Raw genomic sequence first — 20,964 nt, forward strand, 5'->3', positions numbered from 1 at the left:
CATTAAAGTTGTGGGGCGCTTCTGCAATATGCGGTCCCATCACATACTGTGGTATTAAGTTGAGGAAAGCCCTCGCGACAAGTAGCAAATTCCAATCCATGCTTTAAGGCTAAATTTCTTAGATCAGTCAAAATCTTGAGCCTTTTATCCACCCTCAGATATTTATATCCACCAACCCATTCACCGTCAGAATAGACCTTAATCAGCCTGTCATACAGCCTCTTACATTCCATCTTCATCGAGGGTAAGAGTCCAGGAACAACTTTCAATGTTGAACCTGTAATCTGCTTCACGCCAATCTCAGCAGCCCGTCTGACTATGGCATCGAGTTCCTTTGGGTCGTCATTTAATGTTGGAATTATAGGATCAATCCGAATCACCGCAGGCAATCCCGCTTCAACAACTTTCTCCAAAGCCCTGAATCGTGCATTAGGAGGGGGGGCATTAGGCTCTATCAATCTCGCTACATTCTCTTCCGGAGATGTTACTGTCATTGTAACCACGGTGCGGGTCATCTTAAAGAGATTTATGTCCCTTGTAACTAGATCAGACTTAGTTACTATAAGAAGTGGGAAGCCATTCACAGCCAAAGCCTCCACACATTTCTTAGTTATCTCACATTTAGCCTCTATATGCATGTAAGGATCAGTCGAATCACTTAACATCACGGGATAGCGTTTTTCCGTCCCTTTTATCATCTTTAAAATAAGGTTCTTAAGTTCAAATCTAGGGATAATAGGTCCTCTGAAACTTGGAAACTTGATTGCATAGCAGTAAACACATCGGTGCATGCACCTTCCAAGATAAGGATTGATATTATATTTCGGCAAGCATGTGCAAAAGCTGGACTTGACCACGTTAAAAACTGGCAGCCTCATCTTCTAACCACTAAGTGAACAATCCAATCTTTTATAAACAATTATTCTTAGAATCTTTTCAATAAAGTATCGAGGTTTGCCTCTCCTCAAGTGATCGAAATGTTAAGTCCAGAGGAGTTTAAATGTCCCGGGAAGACTTATAGACCTTCTCCTTTTTGGTCATGGAATGATGCATTGGACATTTCAGAACTGAAATGGCAGGTTAGAGAATTTGCAGAAAAAGGATTTGGCGGATACTTTATGCACTCAAGAGTTGGACTTGTAACACCTTACCTTTCAAATGAATGGATGGAATGCGTCAGAGCTTGTGTAGAGGAGGCAAAGAAATTAGACTTGGAGGCTTGGTTATATGATGAGGATAAATGGCCGAGTGGTTTTGCCGGAGGATTAGTTCCTGCGAAGAGTGATAAATATAGGGCACGTTCATTGCGTATGTCCGAGATAAGACATGAGGAAGTAAGACAAGCATTAAAGGATCCTTCAGTGATCGCGATTTTTGAAGCTCATCTCCTACCCAATTATAGGATTGGAGGATTCAGACGTATCCGAAAGATAAGGGACATAACTGGGAAAGGCGTCCTTCTCCAATTCAGGGTAGAAATTCAGCAGCGTAGCAACCGTTATAACGGTGAGACATATGTAGATCTGCTGAACCCAAAGGTTACAAGAGAATTTCTGAGGGTAACATTGGATGCCTATGCAGAACATTTCAAAAAAGATTTCGGGGAATCTATACCCGGGATTTTTACAGACGAGCCTAACTACCAAGGTCGCACTAACATTCCTTGGTCAGAAAACCTCCCAAAATACTTCAAAAAACAAAACGGCTATGATATCATAGAAAAACTTCCCCTTTTATATTTTGAAGCCAGCGGCAATAGAAAAGTGAGATATGACTTTTGGAGAACCATAACCAAAAGGTTCATCGAGTCATTTACCAAGATATATGCGATGAGAAGCAGTCGTTATAGGCTTAAGTTAACTGGCCACTTCCTAAGCGAAGACAGTCTAGGGGCGCAGGTAAAGGTTATAGGCGCAGCCATGCCTCACTACGAGTATATGCAGATTCCTGGCATCGATCACCTTGGCCGAAACATTGATAATCCCCTCACATTAAAACAATGCTCCAGCGTAGCGCATCAGTTTGGCCGAACACGCGTGCTCTCAGAACTTTTCGGATGTAGCGGACATAGCATGACTTTTGAGGATCAAAAGTGGATCGGGGACTTCCATCTTGCTTTAGGCATAACCTTCTTCTGCCCCCATCTCACGCTCTACACGATGAAGGGTGATGCGAAGAGGGATTATCCGCCTACTATAAGTTATCATCAACCATACTGGAAGTATTATAAACTGATTAACGATTATTTCGCCCGCGCATGTTATTTATGTTCTAAAGGAAGATTTTACGCAGATATATTATTACTTCATCCTATCGGCAGCGCATGGGCAACATTTTCTCCTTTACCCATGGGAAATGATACGCCTCCCGGTAGATATAATAACGCCCTAGTCAAACTTATAGATGACCTTCTCGCGTTGCACAGAGACTTTGATCTCGGAGATGAATTCATAATTTCGCGTTATGGACAGGTTATTGGAAAAGATTTCACCGTGAAAGAGGGTAGGTATAAAGTTGTCATAGTTCCAGCGTCGCTCACCTGGTCTTCGGAGACCTACAATCTTCTCCGAAAATTTGTAGCAAAGGGGGGAAAGGTCATATTTGTTGGGGAGACTCCTAGCCTAATAGATGGCAAACATGCGGAAGCTAGGTGGCTTAGGCTTTTGGAGAATTCGAATGTTATAAGGATATCATCTGAAAGAGAGGTGTTAGCTGAAGCACTTGATAAGGTATTGCCAAGATCCGTCACGGTTAAGGACAATGAAGGAACAGAGATCGAAGATATACTTGTTCATCATAGAGTTGACGGACCACTTCACATCTATTTTTTGGCAAATAAGAGCAGAACAAAAACCTACGATGCTATAATAGAATTTTACCAAGTGGGTGAAGTGACAGAGTGGGATATGTTCAGTGGCTCTATATCCAGCGTCGAAACACTTTCACAGGATGGTGATGACAAAATGATTATAAAAACAGTCTTTTATCCAGCTGGAAGCCACGCATTTGTCATAGACACGTCAAAGCCCACTCCTCATTACAGAAAAATTGCTAGGACAAAGGTTGAGGAAAGAATATTGAATGAATTTAATGATTGGGAGTTTGTTCGTCTAGATCCAAACGTATTAGTGCTCGATAAATGCGAATACTCCCTAGATGGAGAAGAATGGCGAGAGAGCACACCCATATGGAAGATCAGGAAGGAAATATGGAAAAAATCTGGGCTTGAGCGGTATGATGGAATTCAACCTTGGGTACTCAATAAAATGAAGGTGGCACCTAAACCAGTTACAGTCAACCTAAGAGCACACTTCAAATCGGAGATCCAAGGCAAGAGAACATTTCTTGTAATTGAACGTGCTTCCCTATGGACTTTGACTGTCAACGGGTTTCACGTCTCAACTAATGTCAGTGATTGGCATTGGGACAAACAATTTAACAAGATAGAAATCACGGATAATGTGAGAACAGGCGAAAACATAATTGAACTCTCCTGCAAATTCGACATAGATGTTCCAATCGAGGACATCTACCTCATCGGCGACTTCGCTGTTAAAAAAGTCACAGAAACGGATTACATCATAACCGATGAGCCGAAAACTCTAACAAGCGGTGACTGGACACAACAGGGATACCCCTTCTATTCAGGCATAATGCGCTATAAGGCCAAATTTCAAATTGATCAGCAATTAAAAAATGATGGAAAAGTTTATATCCGATTGCCAGATGCCAAGGGCTCACTATTCCTAGTTCACATTAACGGAAAAGGACCATATCCGATTTGCTGGCAACCCTTAGAATGCGACATTACAGACGGGATCAAAGAAGGAGAAAACGAAATTCTCATAGATGTCGTGAGCACCTTAAGAAACACATTTGGACCGCTTCATAATAAGTTGGGCGACATCTTCTGGGTAAGACCTGCATCTTTCACTGACGAGGCCAACTGGACAGATTCATACCAGATCGTACCCTATGGATTGATTAAAGGTGCCCAGGTACTGATTCGTAAAGAGACAATAATGGATGAGTAAGTTATCTGAATTATCTACCACGGCGTATCTTTTAATCTCAGCAAATAGGCAAAAAAGTTGACTATAACGTGTATAGGGCCTGTTAATACAATAATAATAATTGTTTGCGTCAGAGAGATAGGTTTTACTAGATAACCAAAAAGTAATGCCACCAGAACAAAATCGATCTGATCTGATACTGGCAAATGAGAACCAGGTTCCATGCCGAGTCTCCTTTTAATGAATGAACCGAGCAGGTCGCCAACTAATGCTCCAAACGAAAGCGCCAAACCGAGGATAACACCGCCTCCATGTACTCCGATAATTGGGGTAAGAGACTCTTGCACCCAACCAACTAACACCCCGATCACAATACCGGACAAAAATCCCCTTATAGTCTTATGAGAACCAAAGATAGGCTTTCCATCGCAGAATTTTTTGTTACAATCTATTGGATGACCACCTCCAAAAATTACAGGTGCAGCGTTTGCACAGTATGCTGGAAAAATGTAATATAACGAACTTAAGACCTCTAGTATCATCAAATCCTACCCCTCACAAAATATTGAGAAAGCCGCTAATAGAACTTTTGAGCATAAGCCCTCTACATTTTGAACTTGAGTAGTCCAGAAGACTAATTCTAAGGAGCATTCGAATGGATTATAAATGATTGAATTGAAAGAAAAGAGGAACCGATTTTCAGAAAAGACTCTAGTCTATTCTCTTGTTAGCCTATTCGAACCATGCCTTTCGTAATCCTGATCCATCCACATCTGCAATCTTACGCAATTCTTTTACTAGTATTTCAGCCTTACTAAGTGGAGGCTCAGGCAATCTGTGACCGTAATTATCATATGCAACACGAATAAACTCCGGATTTATGTTCCTAACCCAGTCGATGAGGACAATATCAAAGTCCAAGATTGGTTCGATAACTACGGCTTTTCTTCTCCAATCCAAGGCTCTCATCACCTCATATCTCTCCTGTGGGGGCGGAGCCTTAGTGAGGTTATAATCCCTATTTGTTTCAATCGTGACCCCTAATATCATGTTATCTCTGAACAAGTGAATGAAGTCTCTGTACCTTTTCGGGTTTTTTGTTAGAAAAAAGAAGTCCTGCCCACGCTTAGACCTCAAAACTTCCAAAACTCTTTCGATCCATTCCTTTGGAACCCAATCTCCCCACATGTCACCCATGTCCGAAACAAAAACAAAATCTTCTTTCGGTATTTTTTGCTTAAGTCTCCATTCTGCAAATGCGGGCTTGAACCCATGAGTCTTATATGGTTCAACTTTCCAAGAGGCAAGCTTTTCAGCATATCTTCTAGCCCAGCAATAAGTGCAATCATGCAGACAGCCTGTGATCGGATTCCACGTGCTCATATCTTCTTCACATTCCCTTAACGTTTACACCATAGGCTCCATTCATAAAAATAATTGATATTCAACTAATATGATCACGGATTCCATTTTCCTCAATTGCCAGAAGAAAAGTGATATCGGTCTCGGCACCATTCTTCTTTTCTACCACTGCTCTAATGACGTTAGACCTACCTGTTTTATTTAGACTCAAAACATTATCCGACCAGAATTTCAGAACTCTTGTTGCCACGGGCATTACTCTCTCTCCAAACAAGCCTCGCACTTGACTCACAAGTATAACAGCCAGATCAAAAATTTTCGCAATCTGCTCTATAGTTGCTACCTGACGGTTTAATTCACGGTTAACATGAAAACTCTCCCCTGTATTTGCCACCTCCTGTCGGTATAGAGAGGTTATTGTGTCAAAGACCAATAGAGCGAACCTTTCATTTATGTATCTGTCTAGACTATCAATGATTTCCGCTTGCTCATCAAATGATGAAGGTCGAACAATCATGATTAGGTCTAAAGCTTCTCTATAGTTGTAGGCACCCAGCTGCAACAGTCTCTCTGGAGAAAAAGTCCCATCAGAATCCACATACAAGGTTTTAAAGCCCATAGTGGCGCAACTTAACGCGCTCTGCATGGCTAAGGTGGACTTTCCAGTCTCGGCTTCTCCATAAACCAGACTAATCATGCCAGAAGGAAAACCTCCTTCCAGCACTTTGTCCAGAAGAACAGACCCTGTAGGTATCCATCTGGTCAAGACGATGCTTCCAACAAAAATAATCTGCGTATGTAAGGCTTAAATTTTAGTCCACCATCATGTTAAGCTTATTAAGTGGCAGATTATGAGGGCTAATATAGCTGTTGTAACAGTCTCTGGAAAAGCGTACTATAGAATCGTAAGTCAACTGAAGGATAGAAATATACCCTTCTTAAGTCTGATTCCAGGAGAGGTGATTCCACGCTACATAAAAGTCATAATAACAACGTATGAAGAAAGAGGCCAGATTGAACATCCGAACATCCTAGTATATAATTGTGATGAGGATCCATCATCAATAATTGAAGAGGCCATACGTATAGCACAGAATAAAGAGAGATATTGTGAGGTTGTGATCGGTGTAGATCCGGGAAAAACTTTTGGTTTAGCTGTTTTAGGCGATGGTAAAGTCCTAAGTAAGTTTGAGGGTTTAAGCCTTGAAAAGTCGGTTGACATGGTCATAACAGAACTTAAGAATAAGCCTGCAAAATCCCAGAAGATTAAAGTTGGAGACGGCGTTCCTGAGCTAGCAAAAGAAATTGTTAGAAGACTGAAGATGGCTCTTCCTGAAAATGTTACTATAGACATAGTTACTGAAGCCTGGACCAGTAAGCATAAGAGCGGGGATTCAAGAAAGAAAGTAAGTGATGCGGATTCAGCGGTGAAAATTGCTCAAAGATAGACTTTTATAGCATGTTAAAGGTGATCTGAATCTGATCACTAGGACCATCGTTAAGGGGAAAACTCTTCTCGTTGACGGGCCATCAAGCATAAGAGTAGTCTCCGGAAGTGTTTCAGTGTTTGGCGCAATAATTGAGAAGGGTGAAATAATTATTCGTCGGGGTAAACGTATGCCGCTAGAAGCTATTCGCGATACCACTGTCAGCCTATCTTTGGGCGAAACTGCTTCTTTCACAGAAATCGACAGCGACCCGATACCAAATTCGTGGAAACACGCCGCCCAAACCTTATTGAGTGAAAAAAGGGCTAAGACTGTTCTCATATTGGGAGGCGTAGATGTTGGCAAAACAAGTTTCAGCATATATCTAATTAATTCTGCGCTAAGAACCGGGTTTAATGTTGCTTTCGTCGATAGCGATCTCGGCCAATCCGATGTTGGACCGCCTGGAACATTAAGTTTAGCAAATATTAGGGAATCAGTCTTTGACTTATTCAAAATAATGCCCGATGATCTAATTTTTATAGGTGTGACTACACCTAGCCTAGCAACCAATTCTGTTGTTAGCGGCACCGCAGCACTAAAAGAAAAGGCCTCAAGAGCAGGAGCAAACTTCATAGTGATTAATACTGATGGGTGGATTGAAGGAGAAGAAGCATTAAATTTTAAGTCTGAATTGATAAAGAGTGTTTCTCCTGATTATATTATACTAATTGGAGCTGACGAGAAATTACAAGCCAGAATAAGTAATGTTTGTACAGCGAAAATCATACAAATTGATCAACCAGAGAATATTAGAAAAAGAGATAAAGAAGTGAGAAAATTTCTGAGAGGATTGGCCTATAAGAAGCATCTACGGAACACCAAGATCAGATCTTTTCCTCTGCACTGGGTAATACTGGAAGGCTATAACATTTATTCAGGAAAAGCGAGAAATGCCAGTTCATCGATGACCGTATTGAAAAACCTTGTGCCGGAAAATAAAGATGATATTTCATCACCCCGTAGTACGCGAGGCACATTAGTTGCTTTAAAAGATTACAATGGTAAAGTCCTCGGAATTGGAACAGTACTTGAAGTTGATCTTAGGCGGAATGTGATAAGGATATTTACATCTGTGAAAGACGCCGTCTCCAGGATCGCTTTCGGCAAGGTACGATTAGATAGATATGGAAATGAAATCGGGTTGATTTGACATTCTGTTAAAACTATTGCGCAGCTTGAAGCAAAGCATTTATGTTATAGAGTATCCTTTTTGCATGTCAAATTATAGGAAGGAAAATGGGTTTGCGGGAAAACCGACTTAGACAGCTAATACGTAAAGGGGAACCCTCGATAGGAACAAGAATCCTTATTGCATGGCCCGGATTAGTTGAGATAATAGGACATAGCGGCGTTTACGACTATGTTGAATTCTTAAGTGAATATGGTCCATACGACCTTTACGATCTTGACAACTTAGCTAGAGCCGCGGAACTCGTGAATATATCGACGATGATTAAGATCGACCAAGAACCGCGAATCTATTTAGCTGGCAGAGCTTTAGCATCAGGAATACAGAACATATTATTTGCTGATATAAGATCTGTAGAAGATGCGGAGGAAGCCGTAAAAGCTGTAAGAACTGAACCTAAGGGTCTCAGCGGCTTTAGGATGGATAGAAGGGTTGGATACGTCTCATCAGTGGCCACTGCTGCAGATGTTGTTAAGATATGTGAAGATGCCGTAGTCGCATTGATGATAGAGAAGAAATCGGCTGTTGAAAATTTAAATGAGATCCTCTCGGTTGAAGGCGTCGACATGGTACAGTTCGGACCGTCCGATTACTCTATCAGCATAGGATTACCGGGAGAAGTTAATCACCCAAAAGTAAGAGAGGCAGAGGTCAAGGTTATAAAGACCGCGCTTGAGATGGGAGTCACGCCTAGAGCTGAGATAAGAAACGTTGATGAGGCAAAGAGATACATAGATATGGGTGTACGTAACTTCAGCATAGGCACGGACGTAACTATCCTCTATAATTGGTGGAAAAGCAAGGGCGGAGAACTCAGGCAAATACTCTCCAGGATTTAAGCCTGAGACTTCTAGTTTTCACGGTGAACTGATAAATATTCAAAGGAAAGAATCATTGATTATAGCAGGAATGATCATATTGTCAGAAGTGAGAATTATAGAGGAAAAAGTAGTCGAGTACGGTATAACATTTAGCGGAATGCTTATCGACATGAAAAACGCATACATAATCTTCCTGTGTGAGGGAGACTATTCTCTTGGAACGTTGGCTATATCCGTGCCTAGTGGAGGAGATATGCTGGGTCCGCCGCTCTCATCCATTCTTTTGGGAGATAAGGATAAGACTCTGGCCAGAATTTTGGCAGAGCGCTTGGCCGCAACTTTAAAGAGGGTTGTTCTAGTCTCAGTTTTCTTAAACATGACAGATGAAAAAAGGGCGGCGACCATCTTTTGGAGGCTTCTAGAAGAAATTTTGAGGAGGAAGACATAATTTGAGTCTCAGAAGTTTTCTAACCGAGATTGAGGATAAAGGTGAAGTCATACATATAACTGATGGATTATCAACAAGATTTGAGATATCTGCGGTCTTGCAAGAATTTCAAGACGGCCCCGTTTTATTATTCGATAATGTAGAAGGCTATACGACAAAGGTGGTTGGTAATATTTGTGGCACACGATCAAGGATCGCCCAATCAATTGGTGTTGACAGTAGATTGCTGTGCCAAAGACTGTTAGACGCTATGTCAAAACCCGTGTCCCCAAGGATTGTTGATGATGGGCCAGTAAAAGAGGTGCAGGAAAAGCCTAACCTCCATAAAATTCCGGTTTTGAAGCATTTTGAAGGGGATGCGGGACCTTATATCACTTCCGCTGTAATCTCTGCAAGAAGCCCTGATAAAAAGGTTGAAAACGTCTCCATTCATCGTCTCCAGGTCTTAGATGAAAAACATTTGGCGATTAGACTTGTCCCGAGACATCTCTATAGACTGTGGTCTATGGCCAGAGGTGAAAAGAGAGACCTTGAAATCGCGATATCCATCGGTCTCCATCCAGCAGTTCTCTTAGCCGCAGCTTCTTCCCCTCCGTTTGGAATAAGCGAGTTCGGTATTGCAAATAGTTTACTAGGAGACAAATTAGAGCTTGTAAGATGCAGCAAGGTTGATGTCTTCGCACCAGCGGAGGCTGAGCTTATACTGGAAGGAAGAATTTCTTTTGCAGAATCTGCCTTAGAAGGTCCCTTTGTTGATATTGTAGGGACATATGATATCCAACGAGAGCAGCCAGTTGTCGAGGTAGTTAATATTCTACATCGGGAGGATTATATTTATCAAGCCCTCTTGCCAGGTGGTTCGGAACATAAGTTACTTATGGGGCTTCCCCGCGAAGCCGCCATATACAGTGCAGTTTCAAATGTTGTTCCAAGAGTGAATGCTGTGAACCTTACTAGCGGCGGCTGCGGATGGCTACATGCTATAATTTCGATAGAGAAGCAGACGGATGGTGATGGAAAGAATGCTATTTTAGCGGCGTTCGCTGGGCACCCAAGCCTAAAACACGTGGTTATTGTGGATGGGGACGTAGATGTTTTTAACATGGAAGAAGTTGAGTGGGCGATAGCGACCCGTTTCCAAGCTGATGAGGATCTTATCGTTATCACGCGAGCTAGGGGATCAACCTTGGATCCCTCGGGAAATCAGAGGGATGGATTGACGGCTAAAATTGGCATAGATGCCACCCGCCCACTCAGCGATCCGGCGGAAAAGTTCTTGAAGGCCAAAATCCCATTATCCAACAAGATTAGGGCGTGTATAGAAAAAATCAAGACCGGAATGGCGAAAAACGATTAATCAAGACCCGCTACATGCCTTATTTATACATTCCTGGAGCGAGGCAAAACGAACCCCAACCTTACACATATTTGGTGCATAGTATGCCGTCTTGGCAGAGTTTGTCATCAACGTTTGCACACCCATCTCTTTAAGCCATGTTACGACCGCGCATGTGTCGCAGATAACTTTTCCGCCAGCAGCCTCGATCTGGCTTACGTATGCTGACGCGGCATTTTTGATGTACCTAGAAGTACATACCCATAGCCTAACACCTCTTTTCACTTTTCTGCCTCTTAAAAGAAATGCAACCGTCTCTAGTTCATGCAACGAAGAATGAGGACATCCTATAAATATCATGTCAGGTTCCTCATCAGTTGTTGATAGCCTCTCGAAAGTCTCATTCAACTCTTTGGCCTCAACACTCAGAGTATCTGATATTGAGAACTCTTCGACCTGTAAGTATGAGGGGTAAAAGAATGAGACCATTCCAGAAGAAGCCAACGCCGCCCCCATCTGCTTTAGACAGAACTCTTCTAGACTTGGAAGGCCTTTAAACACCGGGATCTTGTCCCTTACAACCTTTCCAAGGAGTATTCCAAGAGCACCAAACTCAGCCTCATTTGAGAGTTTTACGTTAACATCAACGCCTATTTCCGGTCTCCGATTTTCAGGCCTGTGTAAACCATAGTCCGGCGTCTTTCCAATAAGAGCTGCTGCAAGCGCGCTCGGTCCACCCTCACGGTTAGTCCATGCGTTAAGTATAGAGTTCGCGTAAACTACGGCGGATGACTCTGCCCATGCAAGGTGGCTACCCTTTCTGGGTCTCCTCAAGTAATATGGTGTGCAGGTTAAAACTGGAAGAAACTTCATTCCCTCATATACTCTGATTACCTCAAGCTGCTTTTCAAGTATCGATTCTGAAAAATTGAACTCATCTAACCGCATGCTGTCAAAGCCTGCTGGATTAGTTGTGGTCTCAACTTCAGCAATGGCTCCGGACTCAAATAGGTTTCTGAGAAATTCGATCGGCGCATCGCCTATAGTCTTATAGGAGACGCCTGAAACATGGGCAGACCGTATGGGTATTAGTCTCTTCGCACCATACAGGTCTCCAAGCTTGACGAGGATCTTCATCGCTACTTGATAGGCCCACCCCCTCTCCCCATTTAATATCTTCTCTTCCTCGGTGGTTAGATGCACCATTGCCTCCTCCTTTAGGAAAGAAGAGAGCTGGAAACCTTATCTATCTTTCTGGAAGAGAAATCAACTTTTAACAAACAGTATAGAGGAGATGTTTTCAAGGTTTAAATATCATGCTCTAACAATTCTTGCCATGCCAGATTCCCCATCCAATTCTATCAAATCTCCAGACCTTATTCTGGCTATTTCAATCTGATCGATCATCGGTATCTCTGCAATCACTGCACCGACTACTACAATAGGCTCTGCAGTCTCATTAATGATTCCTCGGGGTCCTAGACCCTTTTTGACAAGAGAATAAAGAACGTAGCTTCCAACCGTGGACCCGTGACCGTGCGGAAAACATAGGATCTTTCCAGAGACACTTTTGCCGTAGAGGTCGTGACCTTTTTCAACAATTATTCCGGTCTCAACATCTATTCCTGCAAGGAAACTAAGGGGTTTGGTCGAGACTAATGCCACTCCCTTTGCATGCCCTGAAACTACTGGTCGACCTTTAAGAACAAAAGCCATCTTTCCACCACGTGACATAATGCAATGAAACTTTGTTCATCTAATATGAAATTTTAGCGGAGAAGGGGAGACTTCCGAAAAGCTTCTCAGCTGCTTTCTGAACTTTTTCCATACACTCTTTCTCCGTGTAGACTCTTATGATGTTCATGAAGCCTTTGAGCACATCAAATATTCCCGATAACTCACTGAGGCGACAAACAAACTTTTTTCCGTCTCTCGTGGTGTTCGATATCGGTATCTCCATAGGCTCCATTGGAAAAGCATTATGGTATGGAACAGAGGGAAGTGTGGGAACATCAATTATAACCTTTTCAGGATCGACGCCGGCTTCCTCGGCAATCTCATCCCTCATAATGTTTCGGATCCCTTCAACATTGAATATGCTTGGCACAATTCTGTCCTTTAAATAAAATGGGGGAGGGTCATAGACACATTTAATCAGTCTCCTTCTCTCTAACCTCTCTATAATTTCTCTTGACTTTTCGTTTTCCTTCAACTTTGTCCATAATACATAATCATCTAGAGACAAGTATTCCTCTGGGGAACTGAAGTCTGTGAGGCCTAATTCATCCTTTGCCAGCTCTAATGCAGATGCAAGCATTATCTGGACGGCTCTACCGACGCGATGAAAGTATATACTCTTGAAGGATTCGATCCTAGCTAGAATGAATGACTCCAAGGCAGAAAGGGCTCCAATATCAACGGTCAAATTCCCATCCGTAACGTCCATCGTATCCACTAATCTAGCTACATCGACATATCCATACTCCGCCCCTGTATGATAAGTGTCCCTGACAACAAAGTCAAGCTTGTCTACGTCAACAGCGCTTCTGATTATCTGATCAATATACGTCTTCCCAGGCCTATTTAATAGGCCAACAGAAAGCATGCTTATGTCTTTCGCATCATACCCAAGTTTACTAAGGATTTCTCCTATCTCCGAGTTAAGAATTATCCAACTCGTCATATCTTCATGCGTCTTGCCAAGGAATTTAGTCAAAAGATGCTCAAAGACATGAGAGAAGGGTCCATGGCCTATATCGTGGAGCATAGAAGCAATCCTGACTGTACGTGTCTCATCTTCAGAGATTAATTGTGATATTCTCGGATTGCTTGTCAAACGGTCGGCTAAGCATAATACTCCTAATGAATGCTCAAACCTTGTATGATTGGCTCCTGGATATACAAACTCTGCGCCGGCTAGCTGCCTAATCCTTCTCAGCCTCTGGAACGGATAAGAATCTATTATTTCCTTTTCATCTTCTGTAATGTAAATGTAGCCATATATAGGGTCTTTAATCTCACCCCAGTATTTGCGCGTTTTCATACGTCTCACCAATCACTCTCAAGGAAATCTTATCCCGATAATGCGTCATGTCAATTTTTGCATCTCCTTCTCCCTTCTCTCAGCAATCTCCAATAGCGCCCTATAATATTCGCCTGTCTCGATTTTGTTACATATATTTCCCAGCGCTTCATGTACATTCCTGAAGTATTCTTTGTCAGATTCCATAATCTTTCTTTTCTGAATGGATAACGCGCGATGCCTGATGCCCAGTCCAGCCTCTCTAATCGAAAGGTAAAGTATCCTATGCTCAACCTCTATCAATTGTGGTGAAATCTCTTGAGCTAAGGAGACAAGTTCTTCTCCGATCAATCTGAGTTTAGTAATATCCCATGAAAGCATATAGCCTTCATTCCTAGTCAAGATCTCTCTAAGTCTTGTCTGCAAAAAGCCTAATATTGGCAGGAACTTTTCCATCGGTTTGTCCTCAACAAAATATTGAGAGATCAACGTTTTAAGGTTGTCTATTAGAAGAACGAAAGTCTTAATTCTCTCGCCTTTCTATTCAATTGCTATTCTCGTTTGGCGGGTAAGAAGTTGAGGGCGGGTTTCTGGAAGGGTGTCGGGTTTGGGCTCACATCAGGAGTTATTACGACGCTGGGCCTCATAATCGGGCTTCACTCTGGCACTCAATCGAAGATCGCTGTGATAGTTGGCATCGTTGTTCTAGCAATAGCAGACGCACTTTCAGACAGTATGGGAATCCATATATCTGAGGAGGCTGAAAACGAACATACTTCGAAAGAGATATGGGAATCCTCATTTTTCACGTTTTTCTCAAAGTTTTTTATTGCTATGTCCTTTGTCTTGCCAGTTGTTCTTTTGGAGGAGCCTCTAAGCATTCTTGTTAGCTTAGGATGGGGGCTATGCTTGATAGGTGTCTTCAGTTTTAGGATGGCTATATCTCAAGGGGAAAACCCCTACAAGGTTGTAGGCGAGCATCTCACAATTGTCATACTCGTTATAATACTAGCCCACATTGTAGGAGACCTTATGCACGAAATTTTTTTGTCGGGCTGACTGCATGAGGTGCCATGAAAAAATAAAATATTTTTTAGGAATGTTGGCGATACTACTGCAGTGATGCGTGGATTATGGAACTTAAACTTGCTGCCAGGGCAGCCTACCATATTTCTTTACGTAGCTGACAAGCCCGCCTTCAGAGAGTATCTGCCATAGCTCGCTTGGTATCGGCTTTATTGAATAAAGTTTATTGCTCGAAACATTTCTTAATGAGCCGCGAACTAGATCGATTTCCAACAAATCGCCTTCATTTATCTCATTAACCTGCCGAAATTCGACTGCTGGAAGACCAATGTTTATTGCATTACGGAAAAAGATGCGCGCGAAGGATTGTGCAATAACCGCGCCTATTCCTAAATGTTTTAGAACGAGAGGTGCTTGCTCACGGCTGGATCCGCATCCGAAATTTTTGCCAGCTACTAGGATGTCCCCCTTTTCTACTTTCTTTGCAAAGTCTGGCATTATAGCCTCCATAGCATGCCTAGAGAGCTCATCAACATCCGTTATGCTGAGCTTATACTTTCCAGCAATTATAAGGTCGGTGTTGACGTTATCGCCGAACTTCCAAGCCTTTCCATAGATCTTCAAACTCTTTCGACCCCCTTCAAGAATTTTCTCGGATCAGTTATCACGCCTTCAATTGCTGTCGCAGCCGCAGTTGCAGGAGAGGCAAGATATATTTCCGCCTCCTGACTGCCCATTCTACCCTTGAAATTACGATTAGACGTTGATAGACAAACTTCACCCTGAGCTAAGAGCCCCTGATGAGCCCCAGCGCAGGGCCCGCATCCAGGATTACATAATATACAACCAGAATCTAGAAAGGTTTCTATTAGACCTTCTTTCAATGCCTGGATGAAAACCCTTCTCGAAGCCGGTGCAACTATCATTCGCACACCCTTCTTTACGCTTTTTCCCTTCAAAATTTTAGCTGCAACTCTGAGATCGCTGAGACGCCCGTTTGTACATGATCCTAGAAAAACCTGATCTACCTCTTTGCCCTCCAACTCTGCAACGGGCTTTACATTGTCAACTGAATGTGGACAAGCAATTTGAGGCTCAAGCTTGGAAACATCCACCCTCAGAATATCTGAAAAAGCGGCATCCTCATCATTTCGAATAATAGTTTTGAAGTTGCATTTGAGTGTAGTGAGAAAGTCGAATGTTTTTTCGTCAGGCTCAATAATACCTGTCTTAGCACCCATTTCGACAGCCATGTTCGTTAAGGTCAGTCTTCCTTCAATGTCCATATTCTTAACGGTTGATCCGCAAAACTCCACCGCCTTATACGTTGCTCCATCAGCTCCTATATCTCCAACAATTTTTAGAATGATATCCTTTGGTAGGACCATTGGCGGAAGACAACCCTCGATTATGATCCTCATGGTTTCCGGAACCTTGAACCAGAGCTTTCCAGATAGAAATACTGCGGCCATCTCGGTTGATCCTATGCCGGTTGCAAAGGCGCCTAGGGCCCCATATGTACAGGTATGCGAATCTGCACCAACAATGAGATTTCCGGGAAGAATTAGACCTGACTCGACCATTAACTGGTGGCACACTCCAGACCCAGCTTCATAAAGGGGCGCCCCAAATTTTTCGGCAAATTTCCTCATTGTGCTGTGCACTTTCGAAAACGTCTCAGTGGCGCTTGGAGCAACATGATCTATAACGATAAAAATTCGATCGGGTCGCCAAAGTCTATCGCCGCCCATTTCTTGAAAGGCCTGCATGGCAAGGAGCGCTGTTCCATCATGAATCATAGCGCCGTCCACCTCTGCTACTACAATGTCTCCTGCGTATGCATCGACGCCTGAGGCTTTGCTTAGAATCTTCTCAGATATTGTCTTGCCCATTTTTAGACCTCTACCGAGACTGCTTAAGATTTTTTCCAGTCTTTAATGTTAAGAAGCTTGTTTCTTGCGTTTTAACAGGAGCTTGTTTATCCCGTTTATCATGGCTTCGACGCTTGCCATAACGATATCCTCCCGTGCGCCGCGCGCTGAGACGACGTTTCCATCTCTATCTTCAACCTTTATTATTACCTCGGCTACCGCATCCGATCCCCCTGTTAATGCTTCAAGCCTATATTCTGTCAGTCTCACATTGGCTAGCTGATCCGTAATCTTTTGTATGGCTTTGATGGCTGCGTCTACAGGTCCGACGCCAGTTTCGGCGGCTACATATTCTTTTCCATCTATTAATAGTTTCACCGAAGCTGTTGGGATTACTCTTATGCCCGTAGTAACGGCAAAGTCTGTCAATTCGACGATCTTCTCTTCGGCTACCTCCCCCATAACCGTCCTAGCTATTGCGTAAAGATCGGCATCCGTCACTGTCTTTCCTTTATCGCCAAGATCCTTCACCCTATTCACTATTTCCTTTAGCTGAGCCTCAGTGGGGTAGATCCCTGCTTCTTCCAGTTCAGCTTTTATACCATGCCTACCTGATAACTTGCCTGAAAGAATTCTTCTCCGTCTGCCTACAACCTCAGGTTTAAATGGCTCGAAAGTCAGAGGCTTCACAGTAACCCCTCTGGTATGTATCCCTGACGCATGGGCGAAGGCATTTTCTCCGACAATAGCCTTATTCGGTTGGACAACGATCCCGGTTAATCTAGAGACTAGCTTTGAAGTCTGGTAGAGTAGCCTAGTGTTTATACCTGTCTTCTTTTTATATATAAGATGAAGGGCCATCACAACTTCTTCTAGGGAAGCGTTTCCAGCTCTTTCTCCTAAGCCATTTACGGCCACATGCACTTGTGATGCCCCAGCAAGGACGCCTGCCAGAGAATTAGCCACAGCCAGGCCGAAGTCGTTATGGCAGTGAACACTTATCGGCACTTTAAGTTCTGACCTTAGATTCTTGATTAGATTCTCCATTTTCTGGGGAGCCATGATGCCGACGGTGTCAGGTATATTTATCCTGTCAACTCCTGCTTCTTCAGCTGCTTTACACACCTTTATAAGAAAGTTAAGGTCAGATCTCGTTGCGTCCATGGGAGAAAATTCACAAAGTACACCATGATCCTTAATGTATTGGACGGCGCTGACGGCGGCTTCCAAAACCTTTTCAGGCGTCATGTTTAGCGCATATTTCATCTGAACCTTTGAAGTGGAAATGAACGTATGGATGGAATTCACGTTACATGAGAGAGCTACATCGATGTCTTCTTTAAGCGCCCTTGTCAACGCGCATATCTCTGCTCTTAAGCCAGCTGCGGCGATCTCTTTAATTGCCACTTGCTCGCCGCGAGATGCTGATGGGAAACCAGCTTCGATTACGTCCACCCCAAGCTTGTCCAGTTGAACAGCTATCTCCATTTTCTCTTCGGGTGTGAAGGATACTCCAGGCGTCTGTTCGCCATCTCGAAGAGTTGTATCGAAGATTCTAACATATTCAACCATAATACTTATCACTCCTCAAGATTGATTGCATATTATCTCCTGTGCGATAGCTTCGCCCATCTCAATAGTCTTTAGGGTTCCGCCAAGATCAGGGATTGACAGACCTTTCTTTAAGGCTTCAACAACTCCTTTTTCTATTGCTTCAGATGCGCGTAAACATTTTGGATCGCTGTATCTTTCACCTAGCCATTCAAGCATCATCTTTGAGGCAAGTATCATGGAGCAGGGATTGGCAGTATGTTTTCCGACACGTGTAGGTGCAGATCCGTGAACGGGCTCGAAGATTGCAAAATTATCGCCAATGTTCCCTCCGGGAGCCATTCCCAAACCTCCGACCAATTGTGCCGCCTCGTCGGATAAGATGTCGCCAAAAATATTAGTCGTAACTATCACGTCGTAATTTTGAGGCTCCTTAATAAGTCTCATAGAGATAGCGTCGACGTACTGTTCCTCATATGTCACATCAGGGTACTGCTTGGCAATTTCCCGACAGATACTAGCAAATAGGCCGCATGTAACACGTAAAACATTTGCCTTGTGGACCGATGTCACTTTTTTCTTCCCATTTCTTCTCCTTGCCAGCTCAAACGCCATCCTTGCAATTCGCTCGCAACCTTTCCTAGAAACAACCCTTAGGGCAACCGCCGTATCATTAATCATGAATTCGTACCCCTTATAAAGATCCTCCGTATTTTCCCTAACGATTACAAGGTCTATGTCACTTCTGAGACAAGGAACATTTGGATATGACTTTATGGGGCGTATGTTCGCATATAGGTCAAACAATATTCTTAGCTTAACGATAACGTCGGCCGCGGTCTCACCAACTGGCCCCTTGAGACATGCATGAGAATTTTTTATTGCCTCGATTGTCTCGGGAGGAAGGGCAACACCTCTCTTCTGGTAGCAGGTGTCTCCGGCCTCAAGTTCAAGAAAGGAGAATGCAAGACCAAATTTTCTTTGAATGGCACTTAGAACGTTCATTGTTGCTTCTGTCAGCTCAGGTCCGATTCCATCCCCAGGAATAACCGCGACGTTGTATTTCAACCTTTTCCGCCCATCCTCTTTTTTAAATGCTCAATTAACCCACCATCACTGAGAATCTGGAGAATGAAGTCTGGGAGCGGGATTGCCGTGAAAGTTTCGTTCTTCGACCTATTGATGATCCTTCCATCCTCTAGATAGACCTCCAATATGTCTCCGTCATCAATATGTCCAGATATGCCTTGGCATTCAAGAACTGGCAAGCCAATATTAATTGCGTTGCGATAGAAAATACGTGCAAAAGAGTCCGCTATCACGCATCTTACACCAGCATACTTGAGCGCAATTGGAGCTTGTTCGCGGCTGGACCCGCATCCAAAGTTCCTTCCAGCAACCAAAATTACTCCTTTCTCAGCTTTTTTCGCAAAGTCTCTATCCAACCCTTCCATTGCATGACTAGCTAGCTCCATAGGATCAAGAGTGGTCAAGTATTTACTTGGAATGATTAAGTCGGTATTCACATTGTCTCCGTATACGATGGCTAAGCCTTGAATCCTCAATATTTTGCCTCCCAAAAATCTCTCGGATCGATTATTTTTCCAGCAATTGCTGAAGCAGCCACGGTTGCAGGTGAGGCTAAGTATATCTTGGCGTCTGGGCTACCCATTCTACCAACAAAATTTCGATTGGAAGTGCTTATGCACACCTCACCGTTTGCCAGGAGCCCCATGTGACCGCCAAAGCATGCACCGCAGGTTGGACTGGTTATATAGGCTCCAGCCTTTACCATGGTCTCGAGAATGCCCCACTGTAATGCATGCATGTAGACTTCTTGTGAGGCTGGAGTTATGATCAACCTTACCCCCCTGCTAACCTTCCTACCCTTAAGAATTTCCGCAGCGATCTCTAGATCTTCAAGTCTCCCATTAGTGCAAGACCCGATAAATGCTTGATCTATCTCAACTCCTTCAACTTCCCTAACCTTTTTAACATTATCAACGGAATGGGGGCAGGCTATCTGCGGCTCCAGATCATCAACATCCATCTCAATTTTCTTCTCATATTTTGCGTCTGAGTCACTACCAAGAATCATGAAGGATTTATCAGTTCGAGCTTCAACATAGGCGAAGGTAGTCTCGTCAGGTTCTATTATCCCAGTTTTTGCTCCCATTTCGACGGTCATGTTGCACAGAGTCATCCGGCCGCCGACACTCATAGAGGTTATTGTAGGTCCTGCAAACTCTATCGCCTTATAAATTGCCCCGTCTGACCCAAGATTGCCCACTAGATGTAGTATCAGATCCTTCGGTGTTACGAATCTCTTAAAGCGCCCTTTCACATTTATTCTAATGGATGATGGTACTCTCAACCATAATTTGCCAGTAGCAAATACTGCGGCCATCTCGGTTGATCCTATGCCGGTTGCAAAGGCGCCTAAGGCCCCATATGTACAGGTATGCGAATCTGCACCAACTATTAATTCGCCGGGTCTCACATGCCCTTTCTCAACCATGACTTGGTGGCAAATGCCCCCAAAGCCTACATCATAGAGAAAGGGGAGCCCCTGCTCTTTAGCGAATTCTCTCATGATCTTATGCAGTTCAGCAGATTTTGTTGTGTCAGCTGGAACCTGATGATCTAGAACCATTACTATCTTCTCTTTATCCCAAACTTTTTTGACTCCTATTTTTCTGAAAGCTTGAATTGCAAGTGGTCCTGTTATGTCGTTGACCATAGCCATGTCGACTTTTGCCTCTACTATTTCTCCTGGCTTAACTTGGTCCTTGCCAGATGCAGCTGCGAGGATCTTTTCGCTGATGTTCATTTGAT

Annotated in this window: 21 protein-coding genes; 7 read left to right on the plus strand and 14 right to left on the minus strand. The window is 43.3% G+C overall.

Annotation, left to right across the window (positions count from 1 at the left end):
• Positions 1 to 2: 2 nt before the first annotated feature.
• Complete coding sequence (locus NZ952_02595; GenBank protein MCS7120077.1) at positions 3 to 791, minus strand: radical SAM protein; 789 nt, start codon at positions 789 to 791, stop codon at positions 3 to 5.
• 186 nt (positions 792 to 977) lie between these two features.
• On the opposite strand from NZ952_02595, the gene NZ952_02600 reads away from it, so the two are divergent.
• Positions 978 to 4,034, plus strand: coding sequence for a glycosyl hydrolase (locus tag NZ952_02600; protein MCS7120078.1), 3,057 nt, complete (start codon positions 978 to 980; stop codon positions 4,032 to 4,034).
• A gap of 14 nt (positions 4,035 to 4,048) precedes the next feature.
• Here NZ952_02600 and NZ952_02605 read toward each other — a convergent pair whose 3' ends face one another.
• The 3 genes from NZ952_02605 to NZ952_02615 form a co-directional block, all read right to left on the minus strand.
• Entirely contained in the window at positions 4,049 to 4,555 is a 507-nt protein-coding gene (locus NZ952_02605) for a CDP-2,3-bis-(O-geranylgeranyl)-sn-glycerol synthase (GenBank protein MCS7120079.1), read from the minus strand.
• Between the two features lie 190 nt (positions 4,556 to 4,745).
• Positions 4,746 to 5,396, minus strand: a complete 651-nt coding sequence (locus NZ952_02610) for a phage Gp37/Gp68 family protein (GenBank protein MCS7120080.1) — start codon at positions 5,394 to 5,396, stop codon at positions 4,746 to 4,748.
• A 61-nt stretch (positions 5,397 to 5,457) separates the two neighbouring features.
• Entirely contained in the window at positions 5,458 to 6,141 is a 684-nt protein-coding gene (locus NZ952_02615) for an AAA family ATPase (GenBank protein MCS7120081.1), read from the minus strand.
• 85 nt (positions 6,142 to 6,226) lie between these two features.
• On the opposite strand from NZ952_02615, the gene NZ952_02620 reads away from it, so the two are divergent.
• The 5 genes from NZ952_02620 (at position 6,227) to NZ952_02640 (ending at position 10,680) form a co-directional block, all read left to right on the plus strand.
• On the plus strand, positions 6,227 to 6,823 hold the full coding sequence (locus tag NZ952_02620; GenBank protein ID MCS7120082.1) for a hypothetical protein: 597 nt from the start codon (positions 6,227 to 6,229) through the stop codon (positions 6,821 to 6,823).
• Positions 6,824 to 6,992: 169 nt separating this feature from the next.
• Entirely contained in the window at positions 6,993 to 8,015 is a 1,023-nt protein-coding gene (locus NZ952_02625) for a Clp1/GlmU family protein (GenBank protein ID MCS7120083.1), read from the plus strand.
• Positions 8,016 to 8,101: 86 nt separating this feature from the next.
• A complete protein-coding gene (locus NZ952_02630) occupies positions 8,102 to 8,893 on the plus strand; it encodes an aldolase/citrate lyase family protein (protein ID MCS7120084.1) in 792 nt (263 codons plus the stop codon).
• Positions 8,894 to 8,972: 79 nt separating this feature from the next.
• Positions 8,973 to 9,323, plus strand: coding sequence for a proteasome assembly chaperone 4 family protein (locus NZ952_02635; GenBank protein ID MCS7120085.1), 351 nt, complete (start codon positions 8,973 to 8,975; stop codon positions 9,321 to 9,323).
• A gap of 1 nt (position 9,324) precedes the next feature.
• The gene (locus NZ952_02640; protein ID MCS7120086.1) at positions 9,325 to 10,680 is read left to right on the plus strand and encodes a UbiD family decarboxylase; all 1,356 of its coding nucleotides are present in this window, start codon (positions 9,325 to 9,327) and stop codon (positions 10,678 to 10,680) included.
• Here the strand turns inward: NZ952_02640 and NZ952_02645 are convergent, their stop codons facing one another.
• From NZ952_02645 to NZ952_02660, 4 genes are all read right to left on the minus strand, one after another.
• On the minus strand, positions 10,681 to 11,865 hold the full coding sequence (locus tag NZ952_02645) for an aconitase X catalytic domain-containing protein (protein MCS7120087.1): 1,185 nt from the start codon (positions 11,863 to 11,865) through the stop codon (positions 10,681 to 10,683). It abuts the gene before it with no gap.
• Between the two features lie 108 nt (positions 11,866 to 11,973).
• A complete protein-coding gene (locus tag NZ952_02650) occupies positions 11,974 to 12,375 on the minus strand; it encodes a DUF126 domain-containing protein (protein ID MCS7120088.1) in 402 nt (133 codons plus the stop codon).
• A gap of 40 nt (positions 12,376 to 12,415) precedes the next feature.
• Positions 12,416 to 13,702: an HD domain-containing protein gene (locus NZ952_02655; GenBank protein MCS7120089.1), complete on the minus strand. Its 1,287-nt coding sequence runs from the start codon at positions 13,700 to 13,702 to the stop codon at positions 12,416 to 12,418.
• Between the two features lie 45 nt (positions 13,703 to 13,747).
• Positions 13,748 to 14,137 carry a hypothetical protein gene (locus NZ952_02660; GenBank protein MCS7120090.1) on the minus strand — a complete coding sequence of 130 codons (390 nt, stop codon included), beginning with the start codon at positions 14,135 to 14,137 and terminating at the stop codon, positions 13,748 to 13,750.
• Between the two features lie 120 nt (positions 14,138 to 14,257).
• Here NZ952_02660 and NZ952_02665 point away from each other — a divergent pair, with 120 nt between their 5' ends.
• Positions 14,258 to 14,740, plus strand: a complete 483-nt coding sequence (locus tag NZ952_02665) for a hypothetical protein (GenBank protein ID MCS7120091.1) — start codon at positions 14,258 to 14,260, stop codon at positions 14,738 to 14,740.
• Positions 14,741 to 14,821: 81 nt separating this feature from the next.
• Here the strand turns inward: NZ952_02665 and NZ952_02670 are convergent, their stop codons facing one another.
• The 6 genes from NZ952_02670 to hacA (NZ952_02695) are packed head-to-tail and all read right to left on the minus strand — an operon-like array spanning position 14,822 to position 20,959.
• Positions 14,822 to 15,331 (minus strand): 3-isopropylmalate dehydratase small subunit, encoded by a 510-nt coding sequence (locus tag NZ952_02670; GenBank protein MCS7120092.1) that lies wholly within the window; start codon positions 15,329 to 15,331, stop codon positions 14,822 to 14,824.
• Positions 15,328 to 16,599 carry a homoaconitase large subunit gene (hacA, locus tag NZ952_02675; GenBank protein MCS7120093.1) on the minus strand — a complete coding sequence of 424 codons (1,272 nt, stop codon included), beginning with the start codon at positions 16,597 to 16,599 and terminating at the stop codon, positions 15,328 to 15,330. The genes NZ952_02670 and hacA (NZ952_02675) overlap by 4 nt, the downstream gene beginning before the upstream one ends.
• 48 nt (positions 16,600 to 16,647) lie before the next feature.
• Positions 16,648 to 18,150: a 2-isopropylmalate synthase gene (locus NZ952_02680; GenBank protein ID MCS7120094.1), complete on the minus strand. Its 1,503-nt coding sequence runs from the start codon at positions 18,148 to 18,150 to the stop codon at positions 16,648 to 16,650.
• A gap of 15 nt (positions 18,151 to 18,165) precedes the next feature.
• Positions 18,166 to 19,197, minus strand: a complete 1,032-nt coding sequence (locus tag NZ952_02685) for an isocitrate/isopropylmalate dehydrogenase family protein (GenBank protein ID MCS7120095.1) — start codon at positions 19,195 to 19,197, stop codon at positions 18,166 to 18,168.
• Positions 19,194 to 19,694 (minus strand): 3-isopropylmalate dehydratase small subunit, encoded by a 501-nt coding sequence (locus tag NZ952_02690; GenBank protein ID MCS7120096.1) that lies wholly within the window; start codon positions 19,692 to 19,694, stop codon positions 19,194 to 19,196. The genes NZ952_02685 and NZ952_02690 overlap by 4 nt, the downstream gene beginning before the upstream one ends.
• The gene (hacA, locus tag NZ952_02695) at positions 19,691 to 20,959 is read right to left on the minus strand and encodes a homoaconitase large subunit (GenBank protein ID MCS7120097.1); all 1,269 of its coding nucleotides are present in this window, start codon (positions 20,957 to 20,959) and stop codon (positions 19,691 to 19,693) included. Before hacA (NZ952_02695) ends, NZ952_02690 begins: the two co-directional genes overlap by 4 nt.
• Positions 20,960 to 20,964 lie beyond the last annotated feature (5 nt).

The organism is Candidatus Bathyarchaeota archaeon, from assembly GCA_025059045.1.
In the GTDB taxonomy this organism is placed as follows: domain Archaea; phylum Thermoproteota; class Bathyarchaeia; order Bathyarchaeales; family DTEX01; genus JANXEA01.

Coding starts and splice junctions, on each gene's coding strand:
- NZ952_02595 (MCS7120077.1), bottom strand. CDS start 791: ATGCACCGATGTGTTTACTGCTATGCAATCAAGTTTCCAAGTTTCAGA.
- NZ952_02600 (MCS7120078.1), top strand. CDS start 978: ATGTTAAGTCCAGAGGAGTTTAAATGTCCCGGGAAGACTTATAGACCT.
- NZ952_02605 (MCS7120079.1), bottom strand. CDS start 4,555: ATGATACTAGAGGTCTTAAGTTCGTTATATTACATTTTTCCAGCATAC.
- NZ952_02610 (MCS7120080.1), bottom strand. CDS start 5,396: ATGAGCACGTGGAATCCGATCACAGGCTGTCTGCATGATTGCACTTAT.
- NZ952_02620 (MCS7120082.1), top strand. CDS start 6,227: ATGAGGGCTAATATAGCTGTTGTAACAGTCTCTGGAAAAGCGTACTAT.
- NZ952_02625 (MCS7120083.1), top strand. CDS start 6,993: ATGCCGCTAGAAGCTATTCGCGATACCACTGTCAGCCTATCTTTGGGC.
- NZ952_02630 (MCS7120084.1), top strand. CDS start 8,102: ATGGGTTTGCGGGAAAACCGACTTAGACAGCTAATACGTAAAGGGGAA.
- NZ952_02645 (MCS7120087.1), bottom strand. CDS start 11,865: ATGGTGCATCTAACCACCGAGGAAGAGAAGATATTAAATGGGGAGAGG.
- NZ952_02650 (MCS7120088.1), bottom strand. CDS start 12,375: ATGGCTTTTGTTCTTAAAGGTCGACCAGTAGTTTCAGGGCATGCAAAG.
- NZ952_02655 (MCS7120089.1), bottom strand. CDS start 13,702: ATGAAAACGCGCAAATACTGGGGTGAGATTAAAGACCCTATATATGGC.
- NZ952_02660 (MCS7120090.1), bottom strand. CDS start 14,137: ATGGAAAAGTTCCTGCCAATATTAGGCTTTTTGCAGACAAGACTTAGA.
- hacA (MCS7120093.1), bottom strand. CDS start 16,599: ATGGGCAAGACAATATCTGAGAAGATTCTAAGCAAAGCCTCAGGCGTC.
- NZ952_02680 (MCS7120094.1), bottom strand. CDS start 18,150: ATGGTTGAATATGTTAGAATCTTCGATACAACTCTTCGAGATGGCGAA.
- hacA (MCS7120097.1), bottom strand. CDS start 20,959: ATGAACATCAGCGAAAAGATCCTCGCAGCTGCATCTGGCAAGGACCAA.